Here is a 25,356-nt window from a genome sequence, read left to right as displayed (position 1 = left end):
TTGATGCCGGGGGGAAACGACATGGCGGGATTGTTGCGCCGCGCAGCGTGCATGGCTGCGCCGATCGGGCTTGTGTCCGTGGTGACCTTGCCGGCGCACGCCGCCGACTCCGGGATCAACACCGCCGACACGGCCTGGATGATCGTCGCCACCGCGCTGGTGCTGATGATGACGATCCCGGGGCTCGCGCTGTTCTATTCCGGCATGGTGCGCAAGAAGAACGTGCTCGCCACCATGGCGCAGAGCCTGGCCGCGGTGACGCTGATCTCCATTCTCTGGGTGGCGTTCGGCTATTCGCTCTGCTTCGTCGGCGACGGGCCGTGGATCGGCACGCTCGACCGCTGGTTTCTCGCCGGCATGACCATGGACAGCGTCAACCCCGCGGCGAAGACCATCCCGGAATCGCTGTTCATGCTGTACCAGATGACGTTTGCGATCATCACGGTCGCCCTGGTCGCGGGCTCGGTCGCCGACCGCATGCGGTTCTCCGCCTATCTCCTGTTCTCCGTCGCCTGGTTCATCTTCGTCTACATCCCGCTGGCACATTGGGTCTGGGGCGGAGGTTTCCTTGCCAGCATGGGCGTGCTGGATTTCGCCGGCGGCCTCGTGGTGCACCTGTCGGCCGGCACCGGTGGCCTCGTTGCGGCCAAGGTGATGGGGCGGCGCCACGGCTACGGCACCGAAAATCTCTCGCCGTTCGATCTGTCGCTCGCGGTGATGGGCACCGGCCTTTTGTGGGTCGGCTGGTTCGGCTTCAACGGCGGCTCGGCGCTTTCGGCGAACTCACGCGCGGTGATGGCGATCATCGCGACCCATCTTGCCGCCTGCGCCGGCGCGCTGACATGGGCCGCGATCGAATGGTCGACGCGGCGCAAGCCCTCCGTGCTCGGCATGATCTCCGGCGCGGTGGCCGGCCTCGGCACCATCACGCCGGCCTCGGGCTTCGTCGCGCCCTGGCACGGCATTGTCATCGGTATCGTCGCCGGGGCGGTCTGCTACTGGGCCTGTACCTGGCTGAAGCACCGCTTCAACTATGACGATTCGCTCGACGTGTTCGGCGTCCATGGCATCGGCGGGCTGACCGGCACCCTGCTCGGCGGTGTGTTCGCGACCAGCGCCATCGGCGGCACCGCGGGCCTGCTGGAGGGCCATCCTCAGCAGATCCTGATTCAGTTCTACGGGGTCGCCGCCACCTTCGTCTGGTCGGGGGGCGTGAGCTTCATCCTGCTCAAGCTGGTCGGCCTGTTCGTTCCCTTGCGCGTATCCCGTGAGCAGGAGCTTGAGGGGCTGGATATTTCGCAGCACGGTGAAGCCCTGCAATAGGTGGACTGCACTACGAAATTACCTCCTTGCTGCCCGACGTGTGAGCAACATTGTGTCGGCAGTCTGTCCTGCCCTGGATTTGAGCAGGCATGACCACGTTTTAAGCGCGACGTAATAGCGCACTGCACGACAATAGCCGTCGAACGCGAAAACACCCGCTTTCATAATCCGTTAGGCAACACGCCCGATCTGGCACGGCATTTGATTCTAGGGGTCCGGCTGTGCCCGCGTAGTGAATTTTCTCCCTCGTGGCGAACCAGTCGAGAAACGCCCGGCCACGTCCGGACCGGGCCCAAGCGGGGATAGGACCCATGAAAATTGTTATGGCGATTATTAAGCCATTCAAGCTGGAAGAAGTCCGTGACGCCCTGACCGCCATCGGCGTTCACGGTCTCACGGTGACGGAAGTCAAGGGGTATGGCCGCCAGAAGGGTCATACGGAAATCTATCGCGGCGCCGAATATGCCGTGAGCTTCCTGCCCAAGATCAAGATCGAGGTCGCTGTCGCCTCCGACCAGGTCGACAAGACCATCGACGCCATCACGTCCGCGGCGAAAACCGGACAGATCGGCGACGGCAAGATCTTCGTCATTAACCTCGACCATGCGGTGCGCATCCGCACCGGCGAGGCCGATGCCGCGGCCCTTTGATTTCGCGCTCAACCTTATCCAAGCAGGAGTAAACAATATGACGTTCAAGCGTCCCTATGGCGCGGGACTGGCGGCTCTCGCAGTCGGCCTGTTCGCTGCGACCGCAGCCTACGCCGAGCCAACGGTCAACAAGGGAGACAACGCCTGGATGATGACATCGACAGTGCTCGTGCTGTTGATGACGATCCCCGGCCTCGCGCTGTTCTACGGCGGTCTCGTCCGTTCCAAGAACATGCTCTCCGTCCTGATGCAGGTGTTCTACACCGTCTGCGTCGTCGTCGTGATCTATGCCGTGTACGGCTACAGCCTCTCCTTCACCGGCGGCTCCGACTTCATCGGCGGCTTCTCCAAAGCCTTCATGATGGGCGTCACCACCGATACGAAGGCAGCGACCTTCTCCGTCGACGCCAACATCTCGGAGCTCATCTATATGTGCTTCCAGATGACCTTCGCGGCGATCACGCCCGCCCTCATCGTCGGCGCCTTCGCCGAGCGCATGAAGTTCTCGGCGCTCGCTCTGTTCGTCCCGCTCTGGGTGACGCTGATCTATTTCCCGATCGCGCACATGGTCTGGTACTGGCCCGGTCCGGACGTGATCCAGGACGCGGCCAAGGCCCTGGCTGAGGCGGGTGATGCGGCTGCGAAGACCGCGGCGCAGGCCAAGCTCGACGAGATCAACGCCGACGCCGGCTGGATCTTCAAGATGGGCGCGATCGACTTCGCGGGCGGCACCGTGGTGCACATCAACGCCGGCATCGCAGGTCTCGTCGGCGCTCTTCTGATCGGCAAGCGCGTCGGCTACGGCAAGGAGCTGATGGCTCCGCACTCGCTGACCATGTCGATGATCGGCGCCTCGCTGCTCTGGGTCGGCTGGTTCGGCTTCAACGCCGGCTCCAACCTCGAAGCCAGCGGTGGCGCTGCCCTCGCCATGACCAACTCCTTCGTCGCCACCGCGGCCGCCGCGCTGTCGTGGATGTTCGCGGAGTGGATCATCAAGGGCCACCCCTCGGTGCTCGGCGTCATCTCCGGCGCTGTCGCGGGCCTCGTGGCCGTCACCCCCGCAGCCGGCTTCTCCGGCATCATGGGCGCGATCGTCCTCGGCCTCGTGGTCGGCGTGGTCTGCCTGTTCTTCTGCACCGTCGTGAAGAACGCGATCGGCTACGATGACTCGCTCGACGTGTTCGGCGTGCACTGCATCGGCGGCATCGTCGGCGCCATCGGCACCGGCATCCTGGTCAACCCCGCTCTCGGCGGCGCCGGCATCGTCGACTACACGGCGATCCCGCCGAAGGTTGCCGATTACGACTTCGCCACGCAGATGCTCGCCCAGATCAAGGCCGTCTGCACCACGCTGGTGTGGTCGGGCGTCGGTTCGGCGATCCTCTACAAGGTCGTCGACGTGATCGTTGGCCTCCGCGCCAATGTCGAGAGCGAGCGTGAAGGCCTCGACATCACCGAGCACACCGAGCGCGCCTACAACATGTAAGTCTCCTCCCGGGACGCGGTCTCATCGAGGCCGCGTCCACAACTCCGGTTCGGGCACATACCCGGCAATGCCCTGACCGTTGAGGGGCTCCAGCGCAAGCTGGAGCCCCTTTTTCTTTTGATTGGTTCCGCTTGCAGGTCGGGGCAGAAGCGCCCCACATACATTGTGATCCGGCCTCGATATTCCCGCTCTGGACGCAGGCGGCGGCCGATGGTTAATCGCGTCTTAACCTCGCCCTATCTATGGTGAACTGAACCGCTTCCCGCCGGTGCCTTCGCGCGACCGGCTGTTCCAAGAGTGCTGGCGCCCAGAATGGCTATGACCGCTTCATCCCGTGCGCCGCTGGCCGGTGGAAGCCCCGACAGCGACCGCTCGCCCTTCATCCGGCTGAACGAGCTGCTGGCGCCGCATCAGCCGGGTAAGCCCTTGATCACGCTTGCCGTCGGCGAGCCCCAGCATCCCGTGCCCGACTTCGTCGGTCCGGTGCTGGCGAAGCACATCGCCGATTTCGGCCGCTACCCGCTCGGCAAGGGCATCGAGCCGTTCCGCAAAGCCGCCGGCGCCTGGCTGTCGTCGCGGTTCAAGCTGCCGCGGCCGCTCGATCCCGAGAGCGAGATTCTCGTCCTCAATGGCAGCCGCGAAGGGCTGTTCTTCGCGGCGATCACCGCGGCGCGCTATGTCGGGCCGCGTCCCGGCAAGCCTGTGATCCTGATGCCGAATCCGTTTTATCCGGTCTATGGCGCCGGCACCCGCGCCGCGGCCTGCGAGCCGGTCTATCTGCCGACCACCGTCGAGAACGGCTTCCTGCCCGACCTCGATGCCATCGACGAGGCTACACTGGCGCGCACGGTGGCGTTCTATCTGGCTTCGCCGGCCAACCCACAGGGCTCGGTCGCCTCGCCCGATTATTTCAAACGATTGAAGCAACTCGCCGACCGCTACGGCTTCGTGATCCTCAGCGACGAGTGCTATTCCGAGATCTACACCCGCCAGGCTCCTGGCAGCATTCTGGAATGCGCCGGCCCCGACTTCACCCGCGTGGTCGCGTTCCAGTCGCTGTCGAAGCGATCCAACCTGCCAGGCATGCGCGTCGGCTTCGCCGCCGGCGACAAGAAGTTCATCGGCATGTTCCTGGAGCTGCGCAACGTTGCGGCGCCCCAGGTGCCGGTGCCGCTCCAGCACGTCGCGACCGTCGCCTATGGCGACGAAGCGCATGTCGAGGAGAACCGCAGGCTCTACCGCATCAAGTTCGATCTCGCCGACCAGATCATCGGCAATCGTTACGGCTATCGCCGGCCCGATGCCGGCTTCTGCGTCTGGCTCGACACGTCCGCCCTCGGCGACGACGTGTCGGTGACGCTGAGACTTTTCAAGGAAGCAGGCGTGCGCGTGGTGCCCGGCAGCTATCTGGCCCGGCTCCAGCCCGACGGCTTCAATCCCGGTGCAGGCTACATTCGCCTCGCACTGGTGCAGGATGGAGAGACCACGGCGCAGGCGCTGCACCGCCTGGTCGAGACTCTGGGTTAGGCGGGGCCCATGAGCATGTCGGCAATCGAACGTGTCATCCCGCTGGTGGGCCATCTGCCGCCATCGATCCGCGAGGGTCTGGCGCGGCGCATGCGCGAGCTCACCGGCCTCGGCCTGATCGCGCTGGCGGGCGTCGCCTCGGCTGCGCTGATGACGTGGTCGGTGCAGGATCCCAGCCTCAGCCACGCCACCTCGCGGCCGATCCGCAACATCCTCGGCTATGCCGGCGCGATCGGTGCGGACCTCGCAATGCAGATCCTCGGGCTCGGCGCGATCATGCTGGTCCTGACGGTTGCTGTCTGGGGCTGGCGCATGATGACCCATCGCCCGTTCGACCGCGAAGCGTTGCGGCTCGGCTGCTGGATTCTCTGCACGGTGATCGCGGCGGGCTTCGTCAGCTGCTGGCCGCATGGCGGTGCATGGCCGCTGCCGACCGGCCTCGGCGGCGTGGTCGGCGACGCGCTGGTGCGCGCGCCGGCAGTGATCTTCGGACCGGCCGGCACGATCTATCGCATCGTGCTGGGCACGATCCTGTTCGCGGCGATGACAGTGACCTTCCTGATCGCCTGCGGCCTTGGCGCCCGCGAGCAGGATGACGAGCTCGCGGAGATCGAGGATGACGACAAGCCGCTCGACGAAGACGAGGAGAGCGATCGCGGCTCGGTGTCGCTGGGCTGGCTGTTCCACGCGCTGATGAGCACCAAGGCGCGGCTGATCTGGCTGCTTGGCGCCGCCTACCGCTCGCTGGTCTCGAGTGGACCGAAGACCAAGGCCGCTGCATTCAGCCGCCAGGAGCCGAATCTGGGCGGCGGCCGCGCCGCGCCCCCGCTCTCGCCGCAGTCCGAAGCCGAGGATTACGAGGACGAGCACGAAGAAGAGGAAGACGAGGAGGAGGAAGAGGAACAGCCCGCCTCGCGCGCGCCGCGCAAGAAGGCTGCACCGAAGGCCGCGGCCAGGAAGTCCTCCGACAAGTTCGACCTTCCCTCCGTCTCGATGCTGGCCGCCCCGAAAGCCGGCGACCGCCAGCCGCTCAGCAAGGCCGAGCTGGAGACCAATTCCCGTTCTCTCGAAGGCGTGCTGCAGGATTTCGGCGTGCGCGGCGAGATCGTGAAGGCCAATCCGGGTCCCGTCGTGACGCTCTACGAATTGGAGCCGGCACCCGGCATCAAGTCCTCGCGCGTGATCGGGCTTGCCGATGACATCGCCCGCTCGATGAGCGCGCTGTCCGCGCGCGTCGCGGTCGTGCCCGGCCGCAACGCCATCGGCATCGAGCTGCCGAACGCGCATCGCGAGAAGGTCTATTTGCGCGAATTGCTGGTGGCGAAGGAGGCGACCGACACGGTTGCGAAGCTGCCGCTGTGCCTCGGCAAGACCATCGGCGGCGACCCCGTCATCATCGATCTCGCCCGCACGCCGCATATGCTGATCGCCGGTACCACCGGCTCGGGCAAATCGGTCGCGATCAACACCATGATCCTCAGCCTGGTCTACCGGCTGCGCCCGGACCAGTGCCGGCTGATCATGGTCGACCCGAAGATGCTCGAGCTCTCCGTCTATGACGGCATTCCCCATCTGCTCACGCCCGTCGTGACCGATCCCAAGAAGGCGGTGGTCGCGCTGAAATGGGCCGTGCGCGAGATGGAGGAGCGCTACAAGAACATGGCCAAGCTCGGCGTGCGCAACATCGACGGCTACAACACCCGCCTGCTCGAATTGAAGGCCAAGGGCGAGGAGCCGACGCGCACGGTGCATACCGGCTTCGACAAGGAAACCGGCAAGGCGATCTACGAGGAAGAGAAGCTCTCGCTGGACCCGCTGCCCTACATCGTCATCATCGTCGACGAAATGGCCGACCTGATGATGGTCGCCGGCAAGGACATCGAAGGCGCGGTGCAGCGTCTCGCGCAGATGGCGCGCGCCGCCGGCCTGCACGTGATCCTGGCCACGCAGCGTCCGTCCGTCGACGTCATCACCGGCACCATCAAGGCGAACTTCCCGACCCGCATCGCCTTCCAGGTCACCTCCAAGATCGACAGCCGCACCATCCTCGGCGAGATGGGCGCCGAGCAGCTGCTCGGCCAGGGCGACATGCTCTACATGGCCGGCGGCGGCCGCATCAGCCGCGTGCACGGACCTTTCGCTTCCGACGAGGAAGTCGAGAAGGTGGTGCGTCACCTCAAGACGCAGGGTCAGCCGGAATATCTCGAAGCCGTGACCGCCGAGGAGCCGGCCGAGGACGAGGACGGCGCCGTGTTCGACGCGACCGGCATGGGCGGGGATGGCGGCGGCGATCTATTCCAGCAGGCGGTTGCCATCGTCAAACGCGATCGCAAGGCCTCGACCAGCTATATCCAGCGCCGCCTGCAAATCGGCTATAATCGCGCCGCATCACTGATGGAGCGCATGGAACTGGAGGGCATCGTCGGCCCAGCCAACCACGCCGGCAAGCGCGAGATTCTGGTCGAGGAAGAAGACAGCCATATGTGAGGCGAAGGGCCTCTGAACATCATTTCACGCAGAATCGATATCTGCTTTTGCCAGAAATCACGCTAAAAGGGCGCCCAGCCATACAGGACGACGTATTGATCAGACATCCGGACATTCGATTCGCCGCCACCATCGCCGCGCGAAGCGCGCGCGTGGCCGGTGTGCTTCTCGTCGCCGCCGCGATGGTGACTGCGACGTCGTTCGCGCAGACCGTCCCGGTGCCGAAGCCTGCACCGAAGGGCCGCAGCGACGGCGGGCCGGCCGGTGGGCCCGCTGTGACCGGCGCGACGCAGGCGCCACCGAATCCGGTCATCCCGGATCCGCGACGCAACGTGCCGACCAGCATCTTCCAGACCTTCGATGCCAACCAGAAAGCGCAGGCGGCCAAGGTCAGCGCCTATCTGTCGTCGCTTCAGACATTGGTTGGTAATTTCGTCCAGGTCGGCCCCGACGGCAGCAAGACACAGGGCGATTTCTACATCCAGAAGCCCGGCAAGGTGCGCTTCGAATATGACGCGCCGAGCCCGATCGACATCGTCGCCGACGGATCCTCGCTGGTGGTGCGCGACCGCAAGCTCGCGACCCAGGACATCTATCCGCTGTCGCAGACGCCGCTGCGCTTTCTGCTGTCCGATCGCATCGACCTGATGAAGGACACCAACGTCGTTGGCGTCTCGGCCGACGACGTCTTCGTCAGCGTCACCATCGAGGAGAAGCAGGCGCTGGTCGGCACCAGCCGGCTGCTCCTGATGTTCGGCGCCAAGGACGGACAGCTCAAGCAGTGGACCGTCACCGACCCGCAGGGCTACGACACCACCATCGCGGTCTACAATCTGGATTCGAGCAAGAAGCTCGACCCCAACATGTTCAAGATCGATTTCACCAATTACGGCCCGTCGCCGGGTTGAGATAGCATGGCCGCTCCAATCACCGTCGTGCCCGGGCTTGTCCCGGGCATCCACGTTTTTGGCTCCGACAAAAAGACGTGGATGGCCGGGTCAAGCCCGGCCATGACGGATGGAGTTTGTTAGATCGTCCCCATGCGTCTTTCCCTGACAACCTGGAACATCAATTCGGTGCGGCTGCGCATCGACCTGGTCGCGAAATTCCTGAAGAGCGCGCGGCCGGAGGTGCTGTGCCTGCAGGAGACCAAGTGCATCGACGACGCCTTTCCGCTCAAGCGTTTCAAGCGGCTCGGCTACGAGCACGTCGCGCTGAACGGGCAGAAGGGCTATCACGGCGTCGCCATAGTCTCGAAGATTCCCTTCGAGTCCAAGGACATCCGCACCTTCTGCGACAAGGTGGATTCGCGCCACATCTCGGTGTCGTTCGGCGAGAAGGCGGGCATCGCAAAGCCTTTGGTGCTGCATAATTTCTACGTGCCCGCCGGCGGCGACATTCCCGATCCCGCGCTGAACGAGAAGTTCGACCACAAGCTTCGCTTCCTCGACGAGATGAAGGCGTGCGAGCCGCTGCATCCGCGCGGCGATGACCGCCACATCCTGGTCGGCGACCTCAACGTCGCCCCGCACGAGAACGACGTGTGGTCGCACAGGCAGCTTCTGAAAGTCGTCTCGCACACACCCGTCGAAACCGAGAAGCTGAAGGCGGCGATTGCCGCCGGCGAATGGATCGACGTCGCGCGCGAGCGCATCCCGATGTCGGAGAAGGTCTATACGTGGTGGAGCTATCGTTCCGCCGACTGGACCGTCGGCGATCGCGGCCGCAGGCTCGATCACATCTGGGTCTCGCGTGCGCTGAAGGACGCAGTCAGCGATTTCAAGATCCTGCGCGATGCGCGGAGCTGGGAGCGGCCATCGGACCACGTGCCTGTGACGGTGACGCTGGAAGTGTAGCCCCGCTGTCATTCCGGGGCGCGCGCAGCGCCAACTATGGTGCGCAATTGCGCACCTGAGAATCCATCTGGCGACACATCCGGTGGATGAATGGATTCCGGGCTCGCGACTTCGTCGCGCCCCGGAATGACAACAAAGAGACTCAAGACGTCAGCTTCGCGCCGGCCATCAGGATATCGCTGGCGATCTGGCTGGAGCGCACCGCGAATTCGTCGCGCAGGCGCACGGCGGCGGCGGGGTCGCTCTCCAGCACGCGCTGGAACAGGCTGCGTGCGACGCGGATGACGGAGGAATGCTCCAGCGCGATCGCACGCGATGGCCGCTTCATCGGCACCACCAGTGCGAGCTCGCCGATCAGCGAGCCGGGGCCGGCGATCATTTCGGCGCCGGCGCCGTCTTCGACCCTGAAGGCGCCGCGCTGGACCACGAAGCCGGCATCGGCGGCGTCGCCGAGATCGAACAGGACGTCACCGCGGACGAAGTCACGCTGCTCGGAACCGATCGCCAGCATGCGCAACGAGGCGTCTCCCAACAGGCGCAGTGTCGGGACACGCTCGAGAAGCGCTACGTCGTCGTCGATTGACATTCCGGTCCGTGGCTTGAGGAACGCGCCAATTTACGACGAATCGCGCGTTTCCGGAACGTATCACGGCACCAGTTTGTAGCCACCGGCTTCGGTGACCAGGATCTCGGGGTTGGCGGCGTCCTTCTCGATCTTCTGGCGAAGCCGATAGATGTGGGTTTCCAACGTGTGGGTGGTGACGCCGGAATTGTAGCCCCAGACCTCCTGGAGCAGGGTCTCGCGCGATACCGGCATCTGACCGGCCCGGTAGAGGAAACGGAGAATCGCCGTTTCCTTCTCGGTGAGGCGGACCTTGCGTGCATTGGCCGCGGTCAGCATCTTCGAGCCGGGACGGAAGGAGTAGGGGCCGACCGAGAACACCGCGTCCTCGCTGGCCTCGTGCTGGCGGAGCTGGGCGCGGATGCGGGCCAGCAGTACGGCGAAGCGGAAGGGCTTTGCGACATAGTCGTTGGCGCCGGATTCCAGCCCCAGGATCGTGTCGGAATCGGTGTCGTGCCCAGTCAGCATGATGATCGGGGCCTTGAAACCGCCCTTGCGCAAGGAGCGGACCACCTCGCGGCCGTCGGTGTCGGGCAGGCCGACATCCATCAAAACCAGATCGGGGGAGTTGGCCTTGGCGGCGCTCGCGCCCTTGGCGCCGGTGTCGACCGCGGAGGCTTCAAATTCTTCGTGTAGCGATAATTGCTCCACCAACGTGTCGCGCAGATCGGTGTCGTCATCCACGATCAGGATCTTGCGGGCATTGGGCATGGGAGGTCATCCTTTTAGGGTCCGGCTCGGCGCGCAGCCATGCCGCACCCAGCCGCGAGGGAAGTTTAGGGTCGCCGTTTTATTGTTGTTCGTGTTGAAGTAGTGGGCTGTTACCGATTCACAAGCCGCAAGCACTCTAACCCAGAATAGCAGGGCGATTTGATGAATGTCCTGTAATGAATTCGACATTGCACGTTCACATGAAAAACAAAGCAACTTCAGTTGGTTACGCCAGGAATCGACGCGCCGGGCCGCTCTCCGCGATCCGCGTTAAGGCTGCGGCCGGAAATCCGCGCAGGGGTTGGCTGACGGCCGGAGCGATGACCATCCCGGTTGCGCTGGGGCGGGGCGGCATTCTCGCCAACAAGCGCGAGGGCGATGGCGGCACCCCCAGGGGCAGCTTCCGTCCCAGGCGGCTGTGGTGGCGGGGCGACCGGCACGGCCGCCCCCGGACGTTCTTGCCGGCCCGGAAGATCACCGGCGCAGACGCCTGGTGCGAGGATCCACGGGACCGCCATTACAATCAGGGCATCCGGCTGGGCGAGGGGCAGGGCGGTGACCGGCTCAAGCGGGCCGACCACCTCTATGACTTCATCATCGAGATCGACCACAACACCAGACCGCGCATCGCCGGCCGCGGCAGCGCGGTGTTCCTGCACCTCGCCCGCGACAATTTCGGCCCGACCGCGGGCTGCGTCTCCATGACGAAGTCTGCGATGCTGCAATTGCTGCGGCGCCTGGGCCCGCGAACACGAATCATCATCGGGTGAGGGTGCATGCTCGACAAGGATCAGATCGCCGCCGCTTCGCAGGTTCTGGTTCAACACTGGCGCGACGGCACCAAGCTGGACGCACTGGAGGTCCGGTTGCAGCCACAGAGTCGCGCCGAGGGCTACGCCATCCAGGCCGCGCTCGAACGACAATCGAGCGGCAAATTGTTCGGCTGGAAGATCGCGGCTACCAGCGAGGCCGGACAGAAGCACATCAATGTCGCAGGCCCCATGGCCGGACGCATCATGAGCGACACCGTGATCGCTGACGGCGGGGCTGCGCCGATGAAGGGCAACGAGATGCGCGTCGGCGAGCCGGAATTCGCCTTTCGGATGGGACGCAATCTGCCGCCGCGCGCGGCGCCATACACCGTCGACGAGGTGCTTGCCGCCATCGAGACGTTGCATCCCGCGATCGAGATTCCCGATTCGCGCTTTGCCGATTTCGTCAGCGCGGGCGAGGCGCAGCTCATCGCCGACAACGCGTGCGCCCATCTGTTCGTGCTGGGTGCACCGACGATCGCGAACTGGCGGGCGATGGATCTCATCGAGGAACGGCCGCAAATCACACTGCGTGGCGAGCGCTATGTCGGTCACGGCAGGAACGTGCTCGGCGATCCTCGCGTTGCGCTCGCCTGGCTTGCCAATGAGCTCTCCGGGCTCGGCATCACCTTGCGGGCAGGGCAGGTGGTGACCACCGGCACGTGCCATCCGCCGCTGCCGATTGCGGCCGGCGATCATCTTGCGGTGGACTTTGGGGTGCTGGGCAAAGTGTCGGTGGGGTTTGCGTAGACAGCTCCGCCGTCATTGCGAGGAGCCCTTGCGACGAAGCAATCCAGACTACCTCCGCGGAAAGATCCTGGATTGCTTCGCTACGCTCGCAATGACGAACTCAAGAACTCGGTTGGGGCACGGCCCTCGCTGACGGCGACTACCTGTGCCCGAAGATCGCAGACCCCACGCGCACATGGGTGGCGCCCAGCATGATCGCGGTCGCGAAATCGGCGCTCATGCCCATCGAGAGGTTCTTCAATCCGTTGCGCGCGGCGATCTTGGCGGTGAGGGCAAAATGCGCTGCCGGCGGTTCGTCGACCGGCGGGATGCACATCAGTCCGGAGATGGTGAGCCCATAGGTGTCGCGGCAGCTCGCGAGGAAGGCGTCGGCCTCGCCGGGCGCGACGCCGGCCTTCTGCGGTTCCTCGCCGGTATTGATCTGGACGAAGAGCTGCGGGTGCTTGTTCTGGGATTCGATTTCCTTGGCTAATGCCTGGCAAATGCTCGGGCGGTCGACCGAATGGATCGCGTCGAACAGCGCGACCGCCTCTTTCGCCTTGTTGGATTGCAGCGGCCCGATCAGATGCAGCGCGATATCGGGGTAAACAGACGTTAAGGCCGGCCACTTGCCTTTGGCCTCCTGCACCCGATTCTCGCCGAATACCCGCTGTCCGGCGGCGATGACCGGGATAATTGCATCGGCGGCGAAAGTCTTGGACACCGCGACCAGCGTCACGGAGGCGCGGTCGCGCCGCGCGTCCGTGCAGGCGCGGGCGATTTCGGCTTCGACCGCGGCGAGCGCGTTTGGTGAATGGCCGGTTACCGGCGCGGCGATGGCTTCTGTCATGACGTCTCTTGGCCGGGATCGTAGCCCGAGTTAAGTCCAATTTTACCGAGTTCAAGAAACAGTTTTTGAACCCTTCGCTTTACCTTGGCCCATGGGGTGGGTAACGAAGATGGCAAGCGTCAGTCTCAACCGCAAACGCGCGAAACTCAAGCAGGTTCTGGGAATCCGGGCGCGGCTTGCGTTGCTTGCGGTCATTCTCGTGGCGCCGTTAATGCTCGAGCGCATCCGCTCGCTCGAAGACACGCGTGCGCGGCAGATCGCGCAGGCTGCGGCCGAGTTCACCACGGTGGCAAGGCACAGTGCCGATGCGCAACGCGAGGTGATCTCGTCGGTCGAGACCATCCTGAAATCGGAAGCCTTCATCCGCGCCTCCGCCGGCGGCATCAGCAAGAGCTGCGACGTGCTGCGCGCAAGCCTGCCGTCGAGCCTTCCCTGGATCCGCACGCTTTTGATCGCCGGCCAGGACGGGCGCATCCAATGCGCCACCAACAACATGTATGTCGGGCTCGATCTCAGTGACCGGCCCTACTTCCAGCAGGCACAGCAAACCGGCCGCTTCGTTCTCAGCGATTTCATCCTGTCGCGGCCGGTGCTCTCGCCGACCGTGATGGCGGTTTATCCGGTCTCGGCCTTCAGCGGGGTGCCCGATGCCGTCGTGCTCGCCACCGTCAATCTCGACTGGATGTCGAAGGTCATGAGCAATCTGGGCGGCCGCGCCGGCATCACCGCGGTGCTGGTCGACAGCGCGGGCACCGTGCTGGCGGCGCCCGCCGATCAGCACAGCACGGTCGGCCGTCCCCTCGACAACATGCCGCTGATGTCCGCGATCGCGGACAAGGCGCTGCGGTCCGACCAGGACGAGGGTTCACTGTCGTTCCTCGCCGCCGACGGCTCCCGCCGCGCGGTCAGCTATATCCGCATCGCCGGCACCAATGCCCGCCTGATCACCAGCATCGATGAAGACAAGGTGTCAGCCGCGGTCAACCGCGAGATCCGCACCGCCTATCTGCAGCTCGCTTTCGTCGTCGTGTTCGTCCTGCTCGGCGCGCTGATTGCCGCCGAGAAACTCGTCATCAAGCCGATCGAGATGCTCGTCGACATGGCCAAGCGTCTCGGTGAGGGCGACCTGTCGGCCCGCGCGGCACGCAATCGGCTGCCGGCCGAGTTCGTTCCGCTGGCCCGCGCCTTCAACGCGATGGCTGCGCAGCTGAGCCAGCGCGAGCGCGAGCTGGTAGCGAGCAACGACCGGCTGACGGTGATGGCCTCGATCGACATGCTGTCGGGGCTCGCCAACCGCCGCGGTTTCCAGAGCCGGCTCGATTTCGAATGGATGCGCGCGCAGCAATACGGCAGCGACCTCGCGCTCCTGATGATCGACGTCGACCATTTCAAGCTGTTCAACGACACTTACGGCCATCTCGAAGGCGATTCCTGCCTGACCCGGCTCGGCGAGTCGCTGTCCGGCATCGCCGCCGACACGATGGGCTTTGCGGCTCGCTATGGCGGCGAGGAATTCTGCCTCTTGCTGCCGAATACCGACGTGATGCGCGCCGCCGAAATCGGCGAACAGGTGCGGGCGGCCGTGCTGAGACTCTGCCTGCCGCACATCACCTCGAACCACATGATCGTCACGGTCTCGATCGGGGTTGCCGCGACAAAGCCGAACGAGTCGTTGCGTCCCGGCGACCTGATCGAAGCCGCCGACGCCGCGCTCTATGCCGCCAAGCACCGCGGCCGCAACAATGTCGTCGAGCACGGCGTGCAGGCGATCGAGACCGGCGCGGCTGATATGATGATGGTGGCCAGCGCCTAGCCCGCGGCCCCGGCCCGCTCGAGGTCGACCTCCGTCACGACGCGATTGCGGCCGCCGCTCTTGGCGAGATAGAGCGCGCGGTCGCAACGCTCGATCAGATCGGTGATCGCCTCGCCGGTCCGGTACTGCGCCACGCCGATCGACACGCTGATGTTCGGCAGGATCTCGCCGGTCGAGCGGCGCGTGATCGTGCATTCGGCAATCGCGCGCCTGATGCGTTCGGCGAGCTCGGCACATGCGCCAAGATCGGCGTCCGGCAGCACCGCGATCAGCTCCTCGCCGCCATAGCGGGCCGGCAGATCCTGCTCGCGGACTTTCTCGCGCAGCACCTTCGCCATCAGGCGCAGCACCTGGTCGCCGACGCCATGGCCGAAATTGTCGTTGAAGGCCTTGAAGTAGTCGATATCGAGCATCAGCACGCTGAGCGGCTCGCCCCATTCGGCAGTCGTCTGCGCCTTGCGCAGGAATTCGTCGAGGGCCCGCCGGTTCGCCAGCCCCGTCAACATGTCGGTCCGGGCGCGCTGCTCGGACCTCGACAGCGAATCGCGGATCACGTCGAGCTCGCGGGTCTTTTCCGCAAAGCCTGCCTCCAGCCGCGTCGCCCTTGTGGCGGCCCGCGCCAGCTCGTTCATGAGCTGGGCGACCAGCAGCTTTGGATCGACGCCGGCCTTGCCCTGGTCGGCCACCTCGCTGATGACCTGCATCTGCGAATGATTGTCGGCGATCGCGGTCGTCAGAAATTCCTTCGCGGCCCCCATGAGCGCCTGCAGCCGCTCGGAAGTGTCGACCGCGGCGGCACTCGCCTGGGGCGCGACGTAGGTCTCGAACAGGTCCTGATTGGTTCGCGCATCGAAGGGACGATTGTGGTCGATCAGGAGATCGATCGCATTGCGCAGATCGTCATGACTGCCTGCGAAATACTGGAACCAGACCGCGAAATTGGCCGGAGTCGGCGCAATGCGCTGTTCGGCCATGCTCCGCATCGCCCGTCCGGCGATGGACGCGGCATAGTCGTAATCGGGATCGTCGAAGCTGGAATCCATTGCGGTCATGCGGCCTTGTCGGGCCGCAAATTGGCATCGACCCCTTAATCACGCCCCAACGCGGGCCCTCGTAGTTATGCGGAGGCGCGGCCGAAGTTCCAGAACGCGGCAACCCATTGACCCCCTGAGGTCTTCTATGGCCTAGTCCGCCGTCTTGAGACGGCCGAACCCACGAAAACCCAACGATTCCATGACCTCCGAACGCTATAACGCCCGCGACGCCGAACCGCGCTGGCAACGCCTCTGGGACGAGCAGGCGATCTTCGTCTCCAGGAACGACGATCCGCGGCCGAAATATTACGTGCTCGAGATGTTCCCCTACCCTTCCGGGCGCATCCATATCGGCCATGTCCGGAATTACACACTGGGTGACGTGCTGGCCCGCTTCATGCGCGCCAAGGGCTTCAACGTGCTGCATCCGATGGGCTGGGATGCCTTCGGCCTGCCCGCCGAGAACGCCGCGATCGAGCGCAAGGTCGCCCCGAAGGCCTGGACCTACGACAACATCGCCGCGATGAAGAAGCAGCTCCGCTCGATCGGGCTGTCGCTGGACTGGAGCCGCGAGATCGCAACCTGCGATCCCTCCTATTACAAGCACCAGCAGAAGATGTTTCTGGACTTCCTGCGCGCAGGGCTTGCCGAGCGCGAGAAGCGCAAGGTGAACTGGGATCCCGTCGACATGACCGTGCTCGCCAACGAGCAGGTGATCGACGGCCGCGGCTGGCGTTCGGGCGCGGTGGTCGAGCAGCGCGAGATGAACCAGTGGGTCTTCAAGATCACGAAGTACTCGCAGGAACTCTTGAGCGCGCTGGACGGGCTGGACCGCTGGCCCGACAAGGTGCGGCTGATGCAGCGCAACTGGATCGGCCGTTCGGAGGGCCTGCTGGTCCGCTTCGCTCTGGACCCGGCGACGACGCCGGCCGGCGAGAGCGAGCTGAAGATCTTCACGACGCGCCCCGACACGCTGTTCGGCGCGAAATTCATGGCGATCTCGGCAGATCATCCGCTGGCGCAGGCAGCAGCTGCGAAGAACCCTAGGCTCGCGGAGTTCATCGCGGAGATCAAGAAGATCGGTACCGCGCAGGAGATCATCGACACCGCGGAGAAGCAGGGCTTCGACACCGGCATCCGCGCGGTGCATCCGTTCGATCCGTCCTGGAAGCTGCCGGTCTATGTCGCGAACTTCGTGCTGATGGAATACGGCACCGGCGCCATCTTCGGCTGCCCGGCGCACGACCAGCGCGACCTCGACTTCGTCAACAAGTACAATCTCGGCAACACGCCCGTCGTGTGCCCGGAAGGCCAGGATCCCAAGACCTTCGTGATCACCGACACCGCTTATGACGGTGACGGCCGCATGATCAATTCGCGCTTCCTCGACGGCATGACCATCGAGCAGGCCAAGGAAGAGGTGGCGAAGCGTCTCGAGACGGAGCTGCGCGGCAACGCGCCGATCGGCGAGCGTCAGGTGAATTTCCGACTGCGCGACTGGGGAATTTCGCGCCAGCGCTATTGGGGCTGCCCGATTCCAGTCATCCATTGCCCGAAGTGCGATGTGGTGCCGGTGCCGGACGCCGACCTGCCGGTGGTACTGCCGGACGACGCGACCTTCGACAGACCGGGCAACGCGCTGGATCATCATCCGACCTGGAAGCACGTCACCTGCCCCAAATGCGGAGGCAAGGCCCAGCGCGAAACCGACACCATGGACACCTTCGTGGATTCGTCCTGGTACTTTGCGCGCTTCACCGATCCCTGGAACGAGAACGCGCCGACGACGCCTGCGGTCGCCAACCGGATGCTGCCGGTCGACCAGTATATCGGCGGCGTCGAGCACGCGATCCTGCATCTGCTCTACAGCCGCTTCTTCACCCGCGCGATGAAGGCGACCGGGCACATCGCGCTGGACGAGCCGTTCGCCGGCATGTTCACGCAAGGCATGGTGGTGCACGAGACCTACCAGAAGGCCGACGGCACCTATGTGCAGCCGGCCGAGGTGAAGATCGAGGTCGGCGGCAACGGGCGCCGCGCAACGTTGCTCGCCACCGGCGAGGACATCCAGATCGGCCCGATCGAGAAGATGTCGAAGTCGAAGAAGAACACGGTCGACCCCGACGACATCATCGAGACCTACGGCGCCGATGTGGCCCGCTGGTTCATGCTCTCGGACTCCCCGCCCGACCGCGACGTGATCTGGAGCGACGAGCGCGTCCAGGGCGCCTCGCGCTTCGTGCAGCGGCTGTGGCGGCTGGTGAACGATTCCGTCGAACTCGGCAACGGCGCGCCGACGGCCCGGCCGGCCAGCTTCGGCCCGGACGCGACCACCTTGCGCAAGGCCGCGCACGGCGCGCTGGACAAGGTCACAACCGGCATCGAACGGCTGCACTTCAACGTCTGCCTCGCCCATATCCGCGAATTCACCAATACGTTCTCGGAGGTGCTGCAGCGCCCGGGACAGCCCGCAGCCGACCTGGCGCCGGATCTGGCCTGGGCGATCCGGGAGGCCAGCCAGATCCTGGTGCAGTTGTTCTCTCCGATGATGCCGCATTTGGCCGAGGAGTGCTGGCGGGTTCTGGGCCAGAAGGGGCTGGTTTCGGAAGCCGATTGGCCCCAAATCGAACGCGATTTGCTGGTCGAAGACAGCGTGACCCTGGTGGTCCAGGTCAACGGCAAGAAGCGGGGTGAGGTCACAGTTGCAACAGCGGCCCAGAATCCGGAAATCGAGGCTGCCGTTTTGGCCCTCGATGCGGTAAAGCTGGCCCTGGACGGCAAGCCCGTCCGCAAGGTGATCATCGTTCCCAAGAGGATCGTGAATGTTGTCGGCTAGGATCCGTATCGCAGCCCGCTTGCTGGCAGTCGCTGCATTGGCGGCGCTGACGGCAGGCTGCTTCCAGCCGATGTATGCCGAGCGCACCGACGGCACCCCCGGTCTGCGCGAAAGGCTGATGGGCGTCGAGCTACCCCCGATCAGCAAGCCCAATGCTTCGCGCGAGGCCCGCGTCGGCGTCGAAATCCGTAACGCACTGGCCTTCAAGCTTTACGGCACGGCGACGGGCATGCCGCCGACCCACCGGCTGGATATCCGCTTCACCACCAGCCGCTCCTCGCTGATCGTCAGCGCCGCGACCGGACTGCCGACCAGCGAAAATCTCGGCATCGACGCCCAGTACAATCTGATCGACGTCGCGACCGGCAAGTCTGTCATGACCGGCTCGACATTCTCGCGCGTGTCCTATGACATGCCGGGGTCCTATCAGCGCTTCTCGCGCACCCGCGCCGTACGTGATGCCGAGGATCGCGCCGCCAACGAGATCGCCGATAACATCTCCACCCGGCTCGCCTCGTTCTTCACTGCGGGCACCTAGTTTGCTCCCGTCATTCCGGGGCGCCCAAAGGGCGAACCCGGAATCTCGATCTTGAACCTCTGGATTCTCTGGTGCGCAATTGCGCACCGTAGTTCGCGCCACGCGCGCCCCGGAATGACAATCTGGACCATGGTCGCGCTGCGCGGAAAAGAGATCGACGCTTTCCTCGCCCGTCCTGATGCGGGCCGTCCGATCATCCTTCTCTACGGTCCCGATGCCGGCCTCGTGCGCGAGCGCGCCGATGCGCTGATCGCGTCAGCCGTCGACGATCCCAACGATCCGTTCTCGCTGGTCAAGCTCGACGGCGACGAGCTCTCCGCCGAGCCCTCGCGCCTCGTCGACGAAGCCATGACGGTGCCGCTGTTCGGCGGCCGCCGCGCCATCCGCGTTCGCGCCGGCTCGCGCAGCTTTGCCAGCGGCATCGAGACGCTGGCCGAGATGAACGTGAAGGATTGCCGCATTGTGATCGAGGCCGGCGAGCTTCGCCCGGAATCGCCGCTGCGCAAGACTTGCGAGCGCGCCAAGACGGCCGTGGCGATCGGCTGCTATCCCGACACTGAGCGCGATCTGGCCAGGCTGATGGAGGACGAGCTCCGTATCGCGAATTTGCGCATCGCGCAGGACGCCCGCGCGGCGCTGATGTCCTTTCTCGGCGGCGACCGCCAGGCCTCGCGCAACGAGCTGCGCAAGCTGACGCTCTATGCTCACGGCAAGGGCGAGGTCACGCTGGATGACGTCATGGCTGTGGTCGCCGATGCGTCGGAGCTGAAGCTCGATCCGATCGTCGACGGCGCCTTTGCCGGACGGCCCGACATCGTCGAGACCGAGTTCGCCAAGGCCATGATCGCCGGCACCTATCCCGGCGTGATCATATCCGCCGCGCTGCGGCAGGCTGCGTGGCTGCACAAATCCGCGCTCGCGATCGCCGACGGCACGCCGGCCTCCGCCGTGCTCGACGGCGGCTTTCCACGCCTGCATTTTTCGCGAAAGCCCGCGGTCGAAACCGCGCTGCGCAATTTCAGCCCGGCGCGGCTTGCCGCCATCATCGAGCAGCTCGCAACCGCGGCGCTCGACACCCGCAAGCAGTCCACCCTCGCCGCGGCGATAGCCCAGCGCGCACTGATGTCAATCGCCGCGAACGCGAAGCGGCGGGGCTGAGCTCTCTCCGCGTCACTGCGAACGCAACGAAGCAAGGGGCCAAATCCGTCGTCCTGAGGCGCGAGTGGCACGATGCTGCGCATCGTGCCAGAAGCCTCGAAGGATGAAAGGCCGCGCTGCTACAGCCGGGCCGTCGCCCTTCGAGGGCCGCCGAAGAAGCGGCCACTTCAGGATGACGGGTGGAGATCAGTGCCCGCGGCACGGGACAGCGGCGTTACAGCGCGCCCTTGGCGAGCCGCTTCATCACCTCGTCGAGCTGATCGAGGTTGCGGTAGTTGATCTGCACGGAGCCGCCGGGATCACGGTGATTGACGGTGACCTTGAGACCCAGCGCGTCGCTGACGCGCTTTTCGAGGTCGATCGTATCGGGGTCCTTTTCCTTCACGCCGGCGCGCGCCTTCTGCGGCTTGCGCTCGGGCACGCCCTCTTCATGTGCCAGCGCCTCGGCCTGGCGCACGTTGAGCCCCTCCTCGACGATGCGCTTGGCGGCGGCGAGCGGATCCGGCACGCCGATCAGCGCGCGGGCGTGGCCCGCCGTCAATTCGCCGGTCGCGATGTAGGCCTGCACCTCGGCCGGCAGCTTCGTCAGCCGCATCATGTTGGCGACGTGGCTGCGGCTCTTGCCGACGACCTTCGCGATGTCGTCCTGGCTGCGTTTGAACTCGTTGGCGAGCGCGTGATAGCCCTGCGCCTCTTCCATCGGGTTGAGGTCTTCACGCTGCACGTTCTCGATGATCGCGAACTCCAGCGCGTCGCTGTCGCTGATGTCGACCGGAACGATCGGCACGTCATGCAGGCCGGCGAGCTGCGAGGCGCGCCAGCGCCGCTCGCCCGCGATGATCTCGTAGCGATCCTGCGCGCCCTTCACCGGACGCACCACGATCGGCTGGATCACGCCGTGCTGCCTGATGGAGTCGGAGAGCTCCTTGAGCTCGGCCTCCGAAAAGGTACGGCGCGGGTTGCGCGGGTTGGGCTTGATGAACTCGATCGGAACCTTGCGCTGCGCGCGCGGACGATCGACATGCTGAGCCTCGCCGCCGACGTCACCGATCAGACTCGCAAGACCTCGGCCCAGTCGCGAACGCGCTTCGTCGGCCATCGCCAGCTCCCTTGGATTCACGGTGCAGCACTCCAGAACTGAATTTCGAATCGTAGGGTGGGTTAGCGAAGCGTAACCCACCTCCTCTGTTTCCACGGAGATAGACAGTGGTGGGTTACGCCTTCGGCTAACCCACCCTACGCAGCCTCAATGCGTCGTGCGCAACTCGCGCTCGCGCTGGATCACTTCGGTGGCGAGCCGCAAATAGGCTTCGCTGCCGACGCATTTGAGATCATAGACCAGCACCGGCTTGCCGTAGGACGGCGCTTCCGAGATGCGCACGTTGCGCGGGATCATGGTCTTGTAGACCTTCTCGCCCATGAACTGGCGGACGTCGGCGACGACCTGGTTCGAGAGGTTGTTGCGCGAGTCGAACATGGTCAGCACGATGCCGTGGATCGACAGGTTCGGATTGAGCGTCGAACGCACCTGCTCCACCGTCTGCAGCAATTGTGAAAGACCCTCGAGCGCGAAGAACTCGCATTGCAGCGGCACCAGGATCGCGTCGGAGGCCGCCATCGCGTTCACCGTGAGCAGGTTGAGCGAGGGCGGGCAGTCGATCAGCACATAGGTGTAGTCGGCGTCCGGCGAGACGTTGTTGTTGAGCGCGCCGATGGCATCGCGCAGCTTGAAGGCGCGGCCGGGCGTGGTGCCGAGCTCGAGCTCGAGGCCGGAGAGGTCCATGGTCGAGGGCGCGATGTGCAGCCGCGGCACCGCGGTCGAGACCACCGCCTCGCGCAATGCGGCTTCGCCGACCAGCACGTCGTAGGTCGAGCAGGAACGGTTGCGGCGATCGATGCCGAGGCCGGTCGAGGCGTTGCCCTGCGGATCGAGATCGACGATCAGGACGCGCTCGCCGATCGCCGCGAGCGCCGTGCCGAGATTGATCGCTGTGGTTGTCTTCCCCACACCGCCCTTCTGGTTCGCCAGCGCCAGGATGCGCGGGTGGCCATGCGGGACCTCGTTGGCCTCTTGGGCCGGCTGTTCTTGCTGCGGTTCGTCAATCACGCTCATCGCAATTCCCCACTCACCCCTGAACGCCTCACCCGCGTCGTTCGACGGACGTCAGCTCCACGATCCAGCCGTCACCCGTGCGGCTTCGATGGAGCTGAGGTTGAATATTCCAATATTTAGCGGCTTCGGTCAATTCAGCCTCTACATCTTGACCCTTCGGAAACAGCGCCTTTGCGCCCTGGCGCATCAGCGGCTCCGCAAAGCCGATGAGTTGATGTAGCGGAGCCAGTGCGCGTGCGGTGACGCAATCGACGGGGCCGGTGATTCTATCCACATTATCCCCGATCTCAGCGAGATGTACGACTCCCGGAGATGCGGTGACGCGAATCGCTTCGCGCAGGAAGGCCGCCTTCTTGGCGATTCGCTCGACGAGGTGGACGCTCGCGCCGGGCGTCCCGGCCATGGCGCAGGCCAGGACGACACCGGGGAAGCCGCCGCCACTGCCGAGGTCGGCCCAACGTCTTGCGGTCGGTGCGAGATCGATCAGCTGAAGCGAATCGGCGATGTGCCGCGTCCAGAGATGCGGCAAGGTCGAAGGCGCGACCAGATTGGTCTTGGCCTGCCACTCGCGCAGCAGCGCGATGTAGCGATCGAGCCGGGCTTCGGTTTCACGTGAAACGGGAGCAAGCTTGAGCGCCGCGGTCTTGTCGGCTGCAATGATCGCGTCCAGCGATTGATCGTTGGCGCTGGCCTTGTCGATCTTCGGTCGACCCGGTGTCGTGTCGGATGGACGCACGGCGGCGCCTGCTCCGCCTCGTCGCGATAGCGGCCTGTCCCCGCCCGGTCCGCGCTGTTTCACGTGAAACGCCTATGCAATTGCCTTGGAAGTTCTCCGGGCTTCACGGCGCAGATAGGCCGCGAGGATGCCGAGGGCGGCCGGTGTCATCCCATCGATCCGGCCAGCCTGGCCGACGGTGAAGGGCCGGGCCTTCTCCAGCTTGGCCCGGACCTCGTTGGAGAGACCCGGGACCCGCTGGTAATCGATGTCCGAGAGCACCATCCCCTCGTCGCGCCTGAACGCTTCGACGTCGGCGCTCTGGCGCTCCAGATAGACATCGTATTTCGCATCGATCTCGAGATGGGCGGCGATGACCGGATCGATCGCCGCCAGCTCCGGCCAGATCGCGCGGACCTGGCTCCAGCCGATCTCCGGATACGCCATCAGCTCGAAGGCCGACCGGCGCTGGCCATCCCGGTTCAGGGAGAGTCCGTGCTTGATAGCCTCGTTCGGGGTGATGGTCAGGGACTTCGACAGCGTCCGGGCTGCATTCAGAGCATCCATCTTGGCGCGATGATGCCTGATACGGGCACTGCCGACACATCCCAAGGCGATGCCCTTCTCGGTCAGGCGCTGGTCCGCATTGTCAGCCCGCAGCGTCAAACGATATTCGGCCCTGGAGGTGAACATCCGATAGGGCTCGCTGATGCCGCGGGTGACGAGGTCATCGATCATGACGCCGAGATAGCCGTCAGCCCGATCGAACACCATCAGCGCGGCCCCACTGGCGGACAATGCCGCATTCAGCCCAGCCACGATACCCTGCCCGGCGGCCTCTTCATATCCGGTGGTGCCGTTGATCTGCCCGGCCAGGAACAGCCCGCGCAGGCGCTTGGTCTGCAGGGTCGGATCGAGCTCGCGGGGATCGATGTGGTCGTACTCGATGGCATAGCCCGGCCGCACCATCTTCACCCGCTCCAGGCCCGGAATGCTGGCGAGGATCGCAAGCTGGACCTCCTCCGGCAGCGAGGTCGAGATGCCGTTGGGATAGACGGTCGTATCGTCCAGCCCTTCCGGCTCCAGGAAGATCTGATGGCCGTCGCGGTCGCCGAAGCGGACGATCTTGTCCTCGATCGAGGGGCAATAGCGCGGACCCGAGCTCTTGATCTGGCCGGAGTACATCGGAGAGCGATGGACATTGGCGCGGATCACCTCATGGGTCGCGGCCGTGGTCCGGGTGATCCCGCACTGGATCTGCGGGGTCGTGATCCGCTCCGTCAGGACCGAGAACGGCTCCGGCGGCTCGTCCCCGGGCTGCATCTCGACGGCGGACCAGTCGATCGTGGTGCCGTCCAGACGGGGCGGCGTGCCGGTCTTGAGGCGTCCGAGGGTGAAGCCGGAACGCTCGAAGGAGCTTGAAAGGCCCATCGCAGGAGCTTCGCCGACCCGGCCGGCGGGCCAGCTCTTCTCACCGAGATGGATCAGACCGCGGAGGAATGTGCCGGTGGTGACCACAACCGCCCCTGCCCGCAGCTCCCGGCCATCAGCCAGGCGAAGACCTGTGACCCGCCCTTCGGCCACGATCAACTCGTCGGCCTCGCCTTCGATGACGGAAAGGCCCTCGGTCTCCCGGATCGCGGCCTGCATGGCGGCCGCATAGAGCTTCCGGTCCGCCTGGGCTCGCGGACCGCGGACGGCCGGCCCCTTCCGCCGATTGAGAACACGAAACTGGATGCCGCCGGCGTCGCCCACGCGACCCATCAGACCATCGAGAGCATCGATTTCGCGGACCAGGTGACCCTTGCCGAGACCACCGATGGCCGGATTACAGGACATCGCGCCCACAGTCGCGAAGTGGTGCGTCACCAGAGCGGTCGACGCGCCCATCCGCGCCGCCGCAGCAGCAGCCTCACAGCCGGCGTGGCCGCCGCCGATCACGATGACGTCGAAGCTTGCTCGCTCTGTTCGCATGGTCGGACTTCTATCTCAGAGCGGAAAAGGCCGGAAGTGGAAACTCAGGGCCGGACCTGTTTCACGTGACACAGGTGCTGGTGGCCAATGCCGGTTCTCGCGAAACAACCCCATGCACAGTA

Annotated in this window: 21 protein-coding genes; 13 read left to right on the top strand and 8 right to left on the bottom strand. The window is 65.0% G+C overall.

The annotated features are described in order from the left end of the window. Positions 1 to 21: 21 nt before the first annotated feature. The 7 genes from H1B27_RS03625 (at position 22) to H1B27_RS03595 (ending at position 9,329) form a co-directional block, all read left to right on the top strand. Entirely contained in the window at positions 22 to 1,323 is a 1,302-nt protein-coding gene (locus tag H1B27_RS03625; RefSeq protein WP_197965034.1) for an ammonium transporter, read from the top strand. A gap of 311 nt (positions 1,324 to 1,634) precedes the next feature. Continuing rightward, positions 1,635 to 1,973, top strand: a complete 339-nt coding sequence (locus H1B27_RS03620; protein ID WP_008142813.1) for a P-II family nitrogen regulator — start codon at positions 1,635 to 1,637, stop codon at positions 1,971 to 1,973. A gap of 37 nt (positions 1,974 to 2,010) precedes the next feature. Further along, positions 2,011 to 3,459: an ammonium transporter gene (locus H1B27_RS03615; protein ID WP_197965033.1), complete on the top strand. Its 1,449-nt coding sequence runs from the start codon at positions 2,011 to 2,013 to the stop codon at positions 3,457 to 3,459. A gap of 312 nt (positions 3,460 to 3,771) precedes the next feature. Further along, complete coding sequence (locus H1B27_RS03610; RefSeq protein WP_197965032.1) at positions 3,772 to 4,986, top strand: aminotransferase class I/II-fold pyridoxal phosphate-dependent enzyme; 1,215 nt, start codon at positions 3,772 to 3,774, stop codon at positions 4,984 to 4,986. Between the two features lie 9 nt (positions 4,987 to 4,995). After that, positions 4,996 to 7,473, top strand: coding sequence for a DNA translocase FtsK (locus H1B27_RS03605; protein ID WP_197965031.1), 2,478 nt, complete (start codon positions 4,996 to 4,998; stop codon positions 7,471 to 7,473). A 152-nt stretch (positions 7,474 to 7,625) separates the two neighbouring features. Then, positions 7,626 to 8,381, top strand: coding sequence for an outer membrane lipoprotein carrier protein LolA (locus tag H1B27_RS03600; RefSeq protein ID WP_061880275.1), 756 nt, complete (start codon positions 7,626 to 7,628; stop codon positions 8,379 to 8,381). Between the two features lie 132 nt (positions 8,382 to 8,513). Then, entirely contained in the window at positions 8,514 to 9,329 is an 816-nt protein-coding gene (locus H1B27_RS03595; protein WP_061880061.1) for an exodeoxyribonuclease III, read from the top strand. Positions 9,330 to 9,471: 142 nt separating this feature from the next. Here H1B27_RS03595 and H1B27_RS03590 read toward each other — a convergent pair whose 3' ends face one another. After that, entirely contained in the window at positions 9,472 to 9,915 is a 444-nt protein-coding gene (locus H1B27_RS03590) for a Crp/Fnr family transcriptional regulator (RefSeq protein WP_061880060.1), read from the bottom strand. Between the two features lie 60 nt (positions 9,916 to 9,975). Then, a complete protein-coding gene (locus H1B27_RS03585; protein WP_024338712.1) occupies positions 9,976 to 10,662 on the bottom strand; it encodes a response regulator transcription factor in 687 nt (228 codons plus the stop codon). Between the two features lie 200 nt (positions 10,663 to 10,862). Here H1B27_RS03585 and H1B27_RS03580 point away from each other — a divergent pair, with 200 nt between their 5' ends. Both H1B27_RS03580 and H1B27_RS03575 read left to right on the top strand, forming a co-directional pair. Then, positions 10,863 to 11,432 (top strand): L,D-transpeptidase family protein, encoded by a 570-nt coding sequence (locus H1B27_RS03580; protein ID WP_197965030.1) that lies wholly within the window; start codon positions 10,863 to 10,865, stop codon positions 11,430 to 11,432. A gap of 6 nt (positions 11,433 to 11,438) precedes the next feature. Further along, positions 11,439 to 12,224, top strand: coding sequence for a 2-keto-4-pentenoate hydratase (locus tag H1B27_RS03575; RefSeq protein ID WP_197965029.1), 786 nt, complete (start codon positions 11,439 to 11,441; stop codon positions 12,222 to 12,224). A 139-nt stretch (positions 12,225 to 12,363) separates the two neighbouring features. Here H1B27_RS03575 and H1B27_RS03570 read toward each other — a convergent pair whose 3' ends face one another. Next, on the bottom strand, positions 12,364 to 13,053 hold the full coding sequence (locus H1B27_RS03570) for a YggS family pyridoxal phosphate-dependent enzyme (protein WP_197965028.1): 690 nt from the start codon (positions 13,051 to 13,053) through the stop codon (positions 12,364 to 12,366). 109 nt (positions 13,054 to 13,162) lie between these two features. Here H1B27_RS03570 and H1B27_RS03565 point away from each other — a divergent pair, with 109 nt between their 5' ends. Beyond that, a complete protein-coding gene (locus H1B27_RS03565) occupies positions 13,163 to 14,866 on the top strand; it encodes a diguanylate cyclase domain-containing protein (RefSeq protein ID WP_061880056.1) in 1,704 nt (567 codons plus the stop codon). Here H1B27_RS03565 and H1B27_RS03560 read toward each other — a convergent pair. After that, positions 14,863 to 15,909 (bottom strand): GGDEF domain-containing protein, encoded by a 1,047-nt coding sequence (locus tag H1B27_RS03560; RefSeq protein ID WP_197965113.1) that lies wholly within the window; start codon positions 15,907 to 15,909, stop codon positions 14,863 to 14,865. The two genes, H1B27_RS03565 and H1B27_RS03560, sit on opposite strands and share 4 nt — an antisense overlap. 190 nt (positions 15,910 to 16,099) lie before the next feature. Between H1B27_RS03560 and leuS the strand changes: the two genes are divergently transcribed. The 3 genes from leuS (at position 16,100) to holA (ending at position 20,432) form a co-directional block, all read left to right on the top strand. Continuing rightward, positions 16,100 to 18,736: a leucine--tRNA ligase gene (leuS, locus tag H1B27_RS03555; RefSeq protein WP_197965027.1), complete on the top strand. Its 2,637-nt coding sequence runs from the start codon at positions 16,100 to 16,102 to the stop codon at positions 18,734 to 18,736. Then, positions 18,723 to 19,274, top strand: a complete 552-nt coding sequence (gene lptE / locus H1B27_RS03550) for an LPS assembly lipoprotein LptE (protein WP_197965026.1) — start codon at positions 18,723 to 18,725, stop codon at positions 19,272 to 19,274. Before leuS ends, lptE begins: the two co-directional genes overlap by 14 nt. 129 nt (positions 19,275 to 19,403) lie before the next feature. Next, positions 19,404 to 20,432 (top strand): DNA polymerase III subunit delta, encoded by a 1,029-nt coding sequence (holA, locus tag H1B27_RS03545; RefSeq protein ID WP_197965112.1) that lies wholly within the window; start codon positions 19,404 to 19,406, stop codon positions 20,430 to 20,432. A gap of 214 nt (positions 20,433 to 20,646) precedes the next feature. On the opposite strand, the gene H1B27_RS03540 is transcribed toward holA, so the two are convergent. From H1B27_RS03540 to mnmG, 4 genes are all read right to left on the bottom strand, one after another. Continuing rightward, positions 20,647 to 21,531: a ParB/RepB/Spo0J family partition protein gene (locus H1B27_RS03540; protein WP_197965025.1), complete on the bottom strand. Its 885-nt coding sequence runs from the start codon at positions 21,529 to 21,531 to the stop codon at positions 20,647 to 20,649. Between the two features lie 147 nt (positions 21,532 to 21,678). After that, complete coding sequence (locus H1B27_RS03535; RefSeq protein ID WP_197965024.1) at positions 21,679 to 22,545, bottom strand: ParA family protein; 867 nt, start codon at positions 22,543 to 22,545, stop codon at positions 21,679 to 21,681. Between the two features lie 28 nt (positions 22,546 to 22,573). Further along, a complete protein-coding gene (rsmG, locus tag H1B27_RS03530; RefSeq protein ID WP_197965111.1) occupies positions 22,574 to 23,215 on the bottom strand; it encodes a 16S rRNA (guanine(527)-N(7))-methyltransferase RsmG in 642 nt (213 codons plus the stop codon). 138 nt (positions 23,216 to 23,353) lie between these two features. Continuing rightward, a complete protein-coding gene (gene mnmG, locus H1B27_RS03525) occupies positions 23,354 to 25,234 on the bottom strand; it encodes a tRNA uridine-5-carboxymethylaminomethyl(34) synthesis enzyme MnmG (RefSeq protein ID WP_197965023.1) in 1,881 nt (626 codons plus the stop codon). Positions 25,235 to 25,356 lie beyond the last annotated feature (122 nt).

It is taken from the genome of Bradyrhizobium diversitatis, assembly GCF_016031635.1.
GTDB lineage: Bacteria > Pseudomonadota > Alphaproteobacteria > Rhizobiales > Xanthobacteraceae > Bradyrhizobium > Bradyrhizobium diversitatis.
The sequence above is the reverse complement of the archived record's forward strand: the minus strand, read 5'-3'. Positions and strand labels throughout refer to the sequence as shown.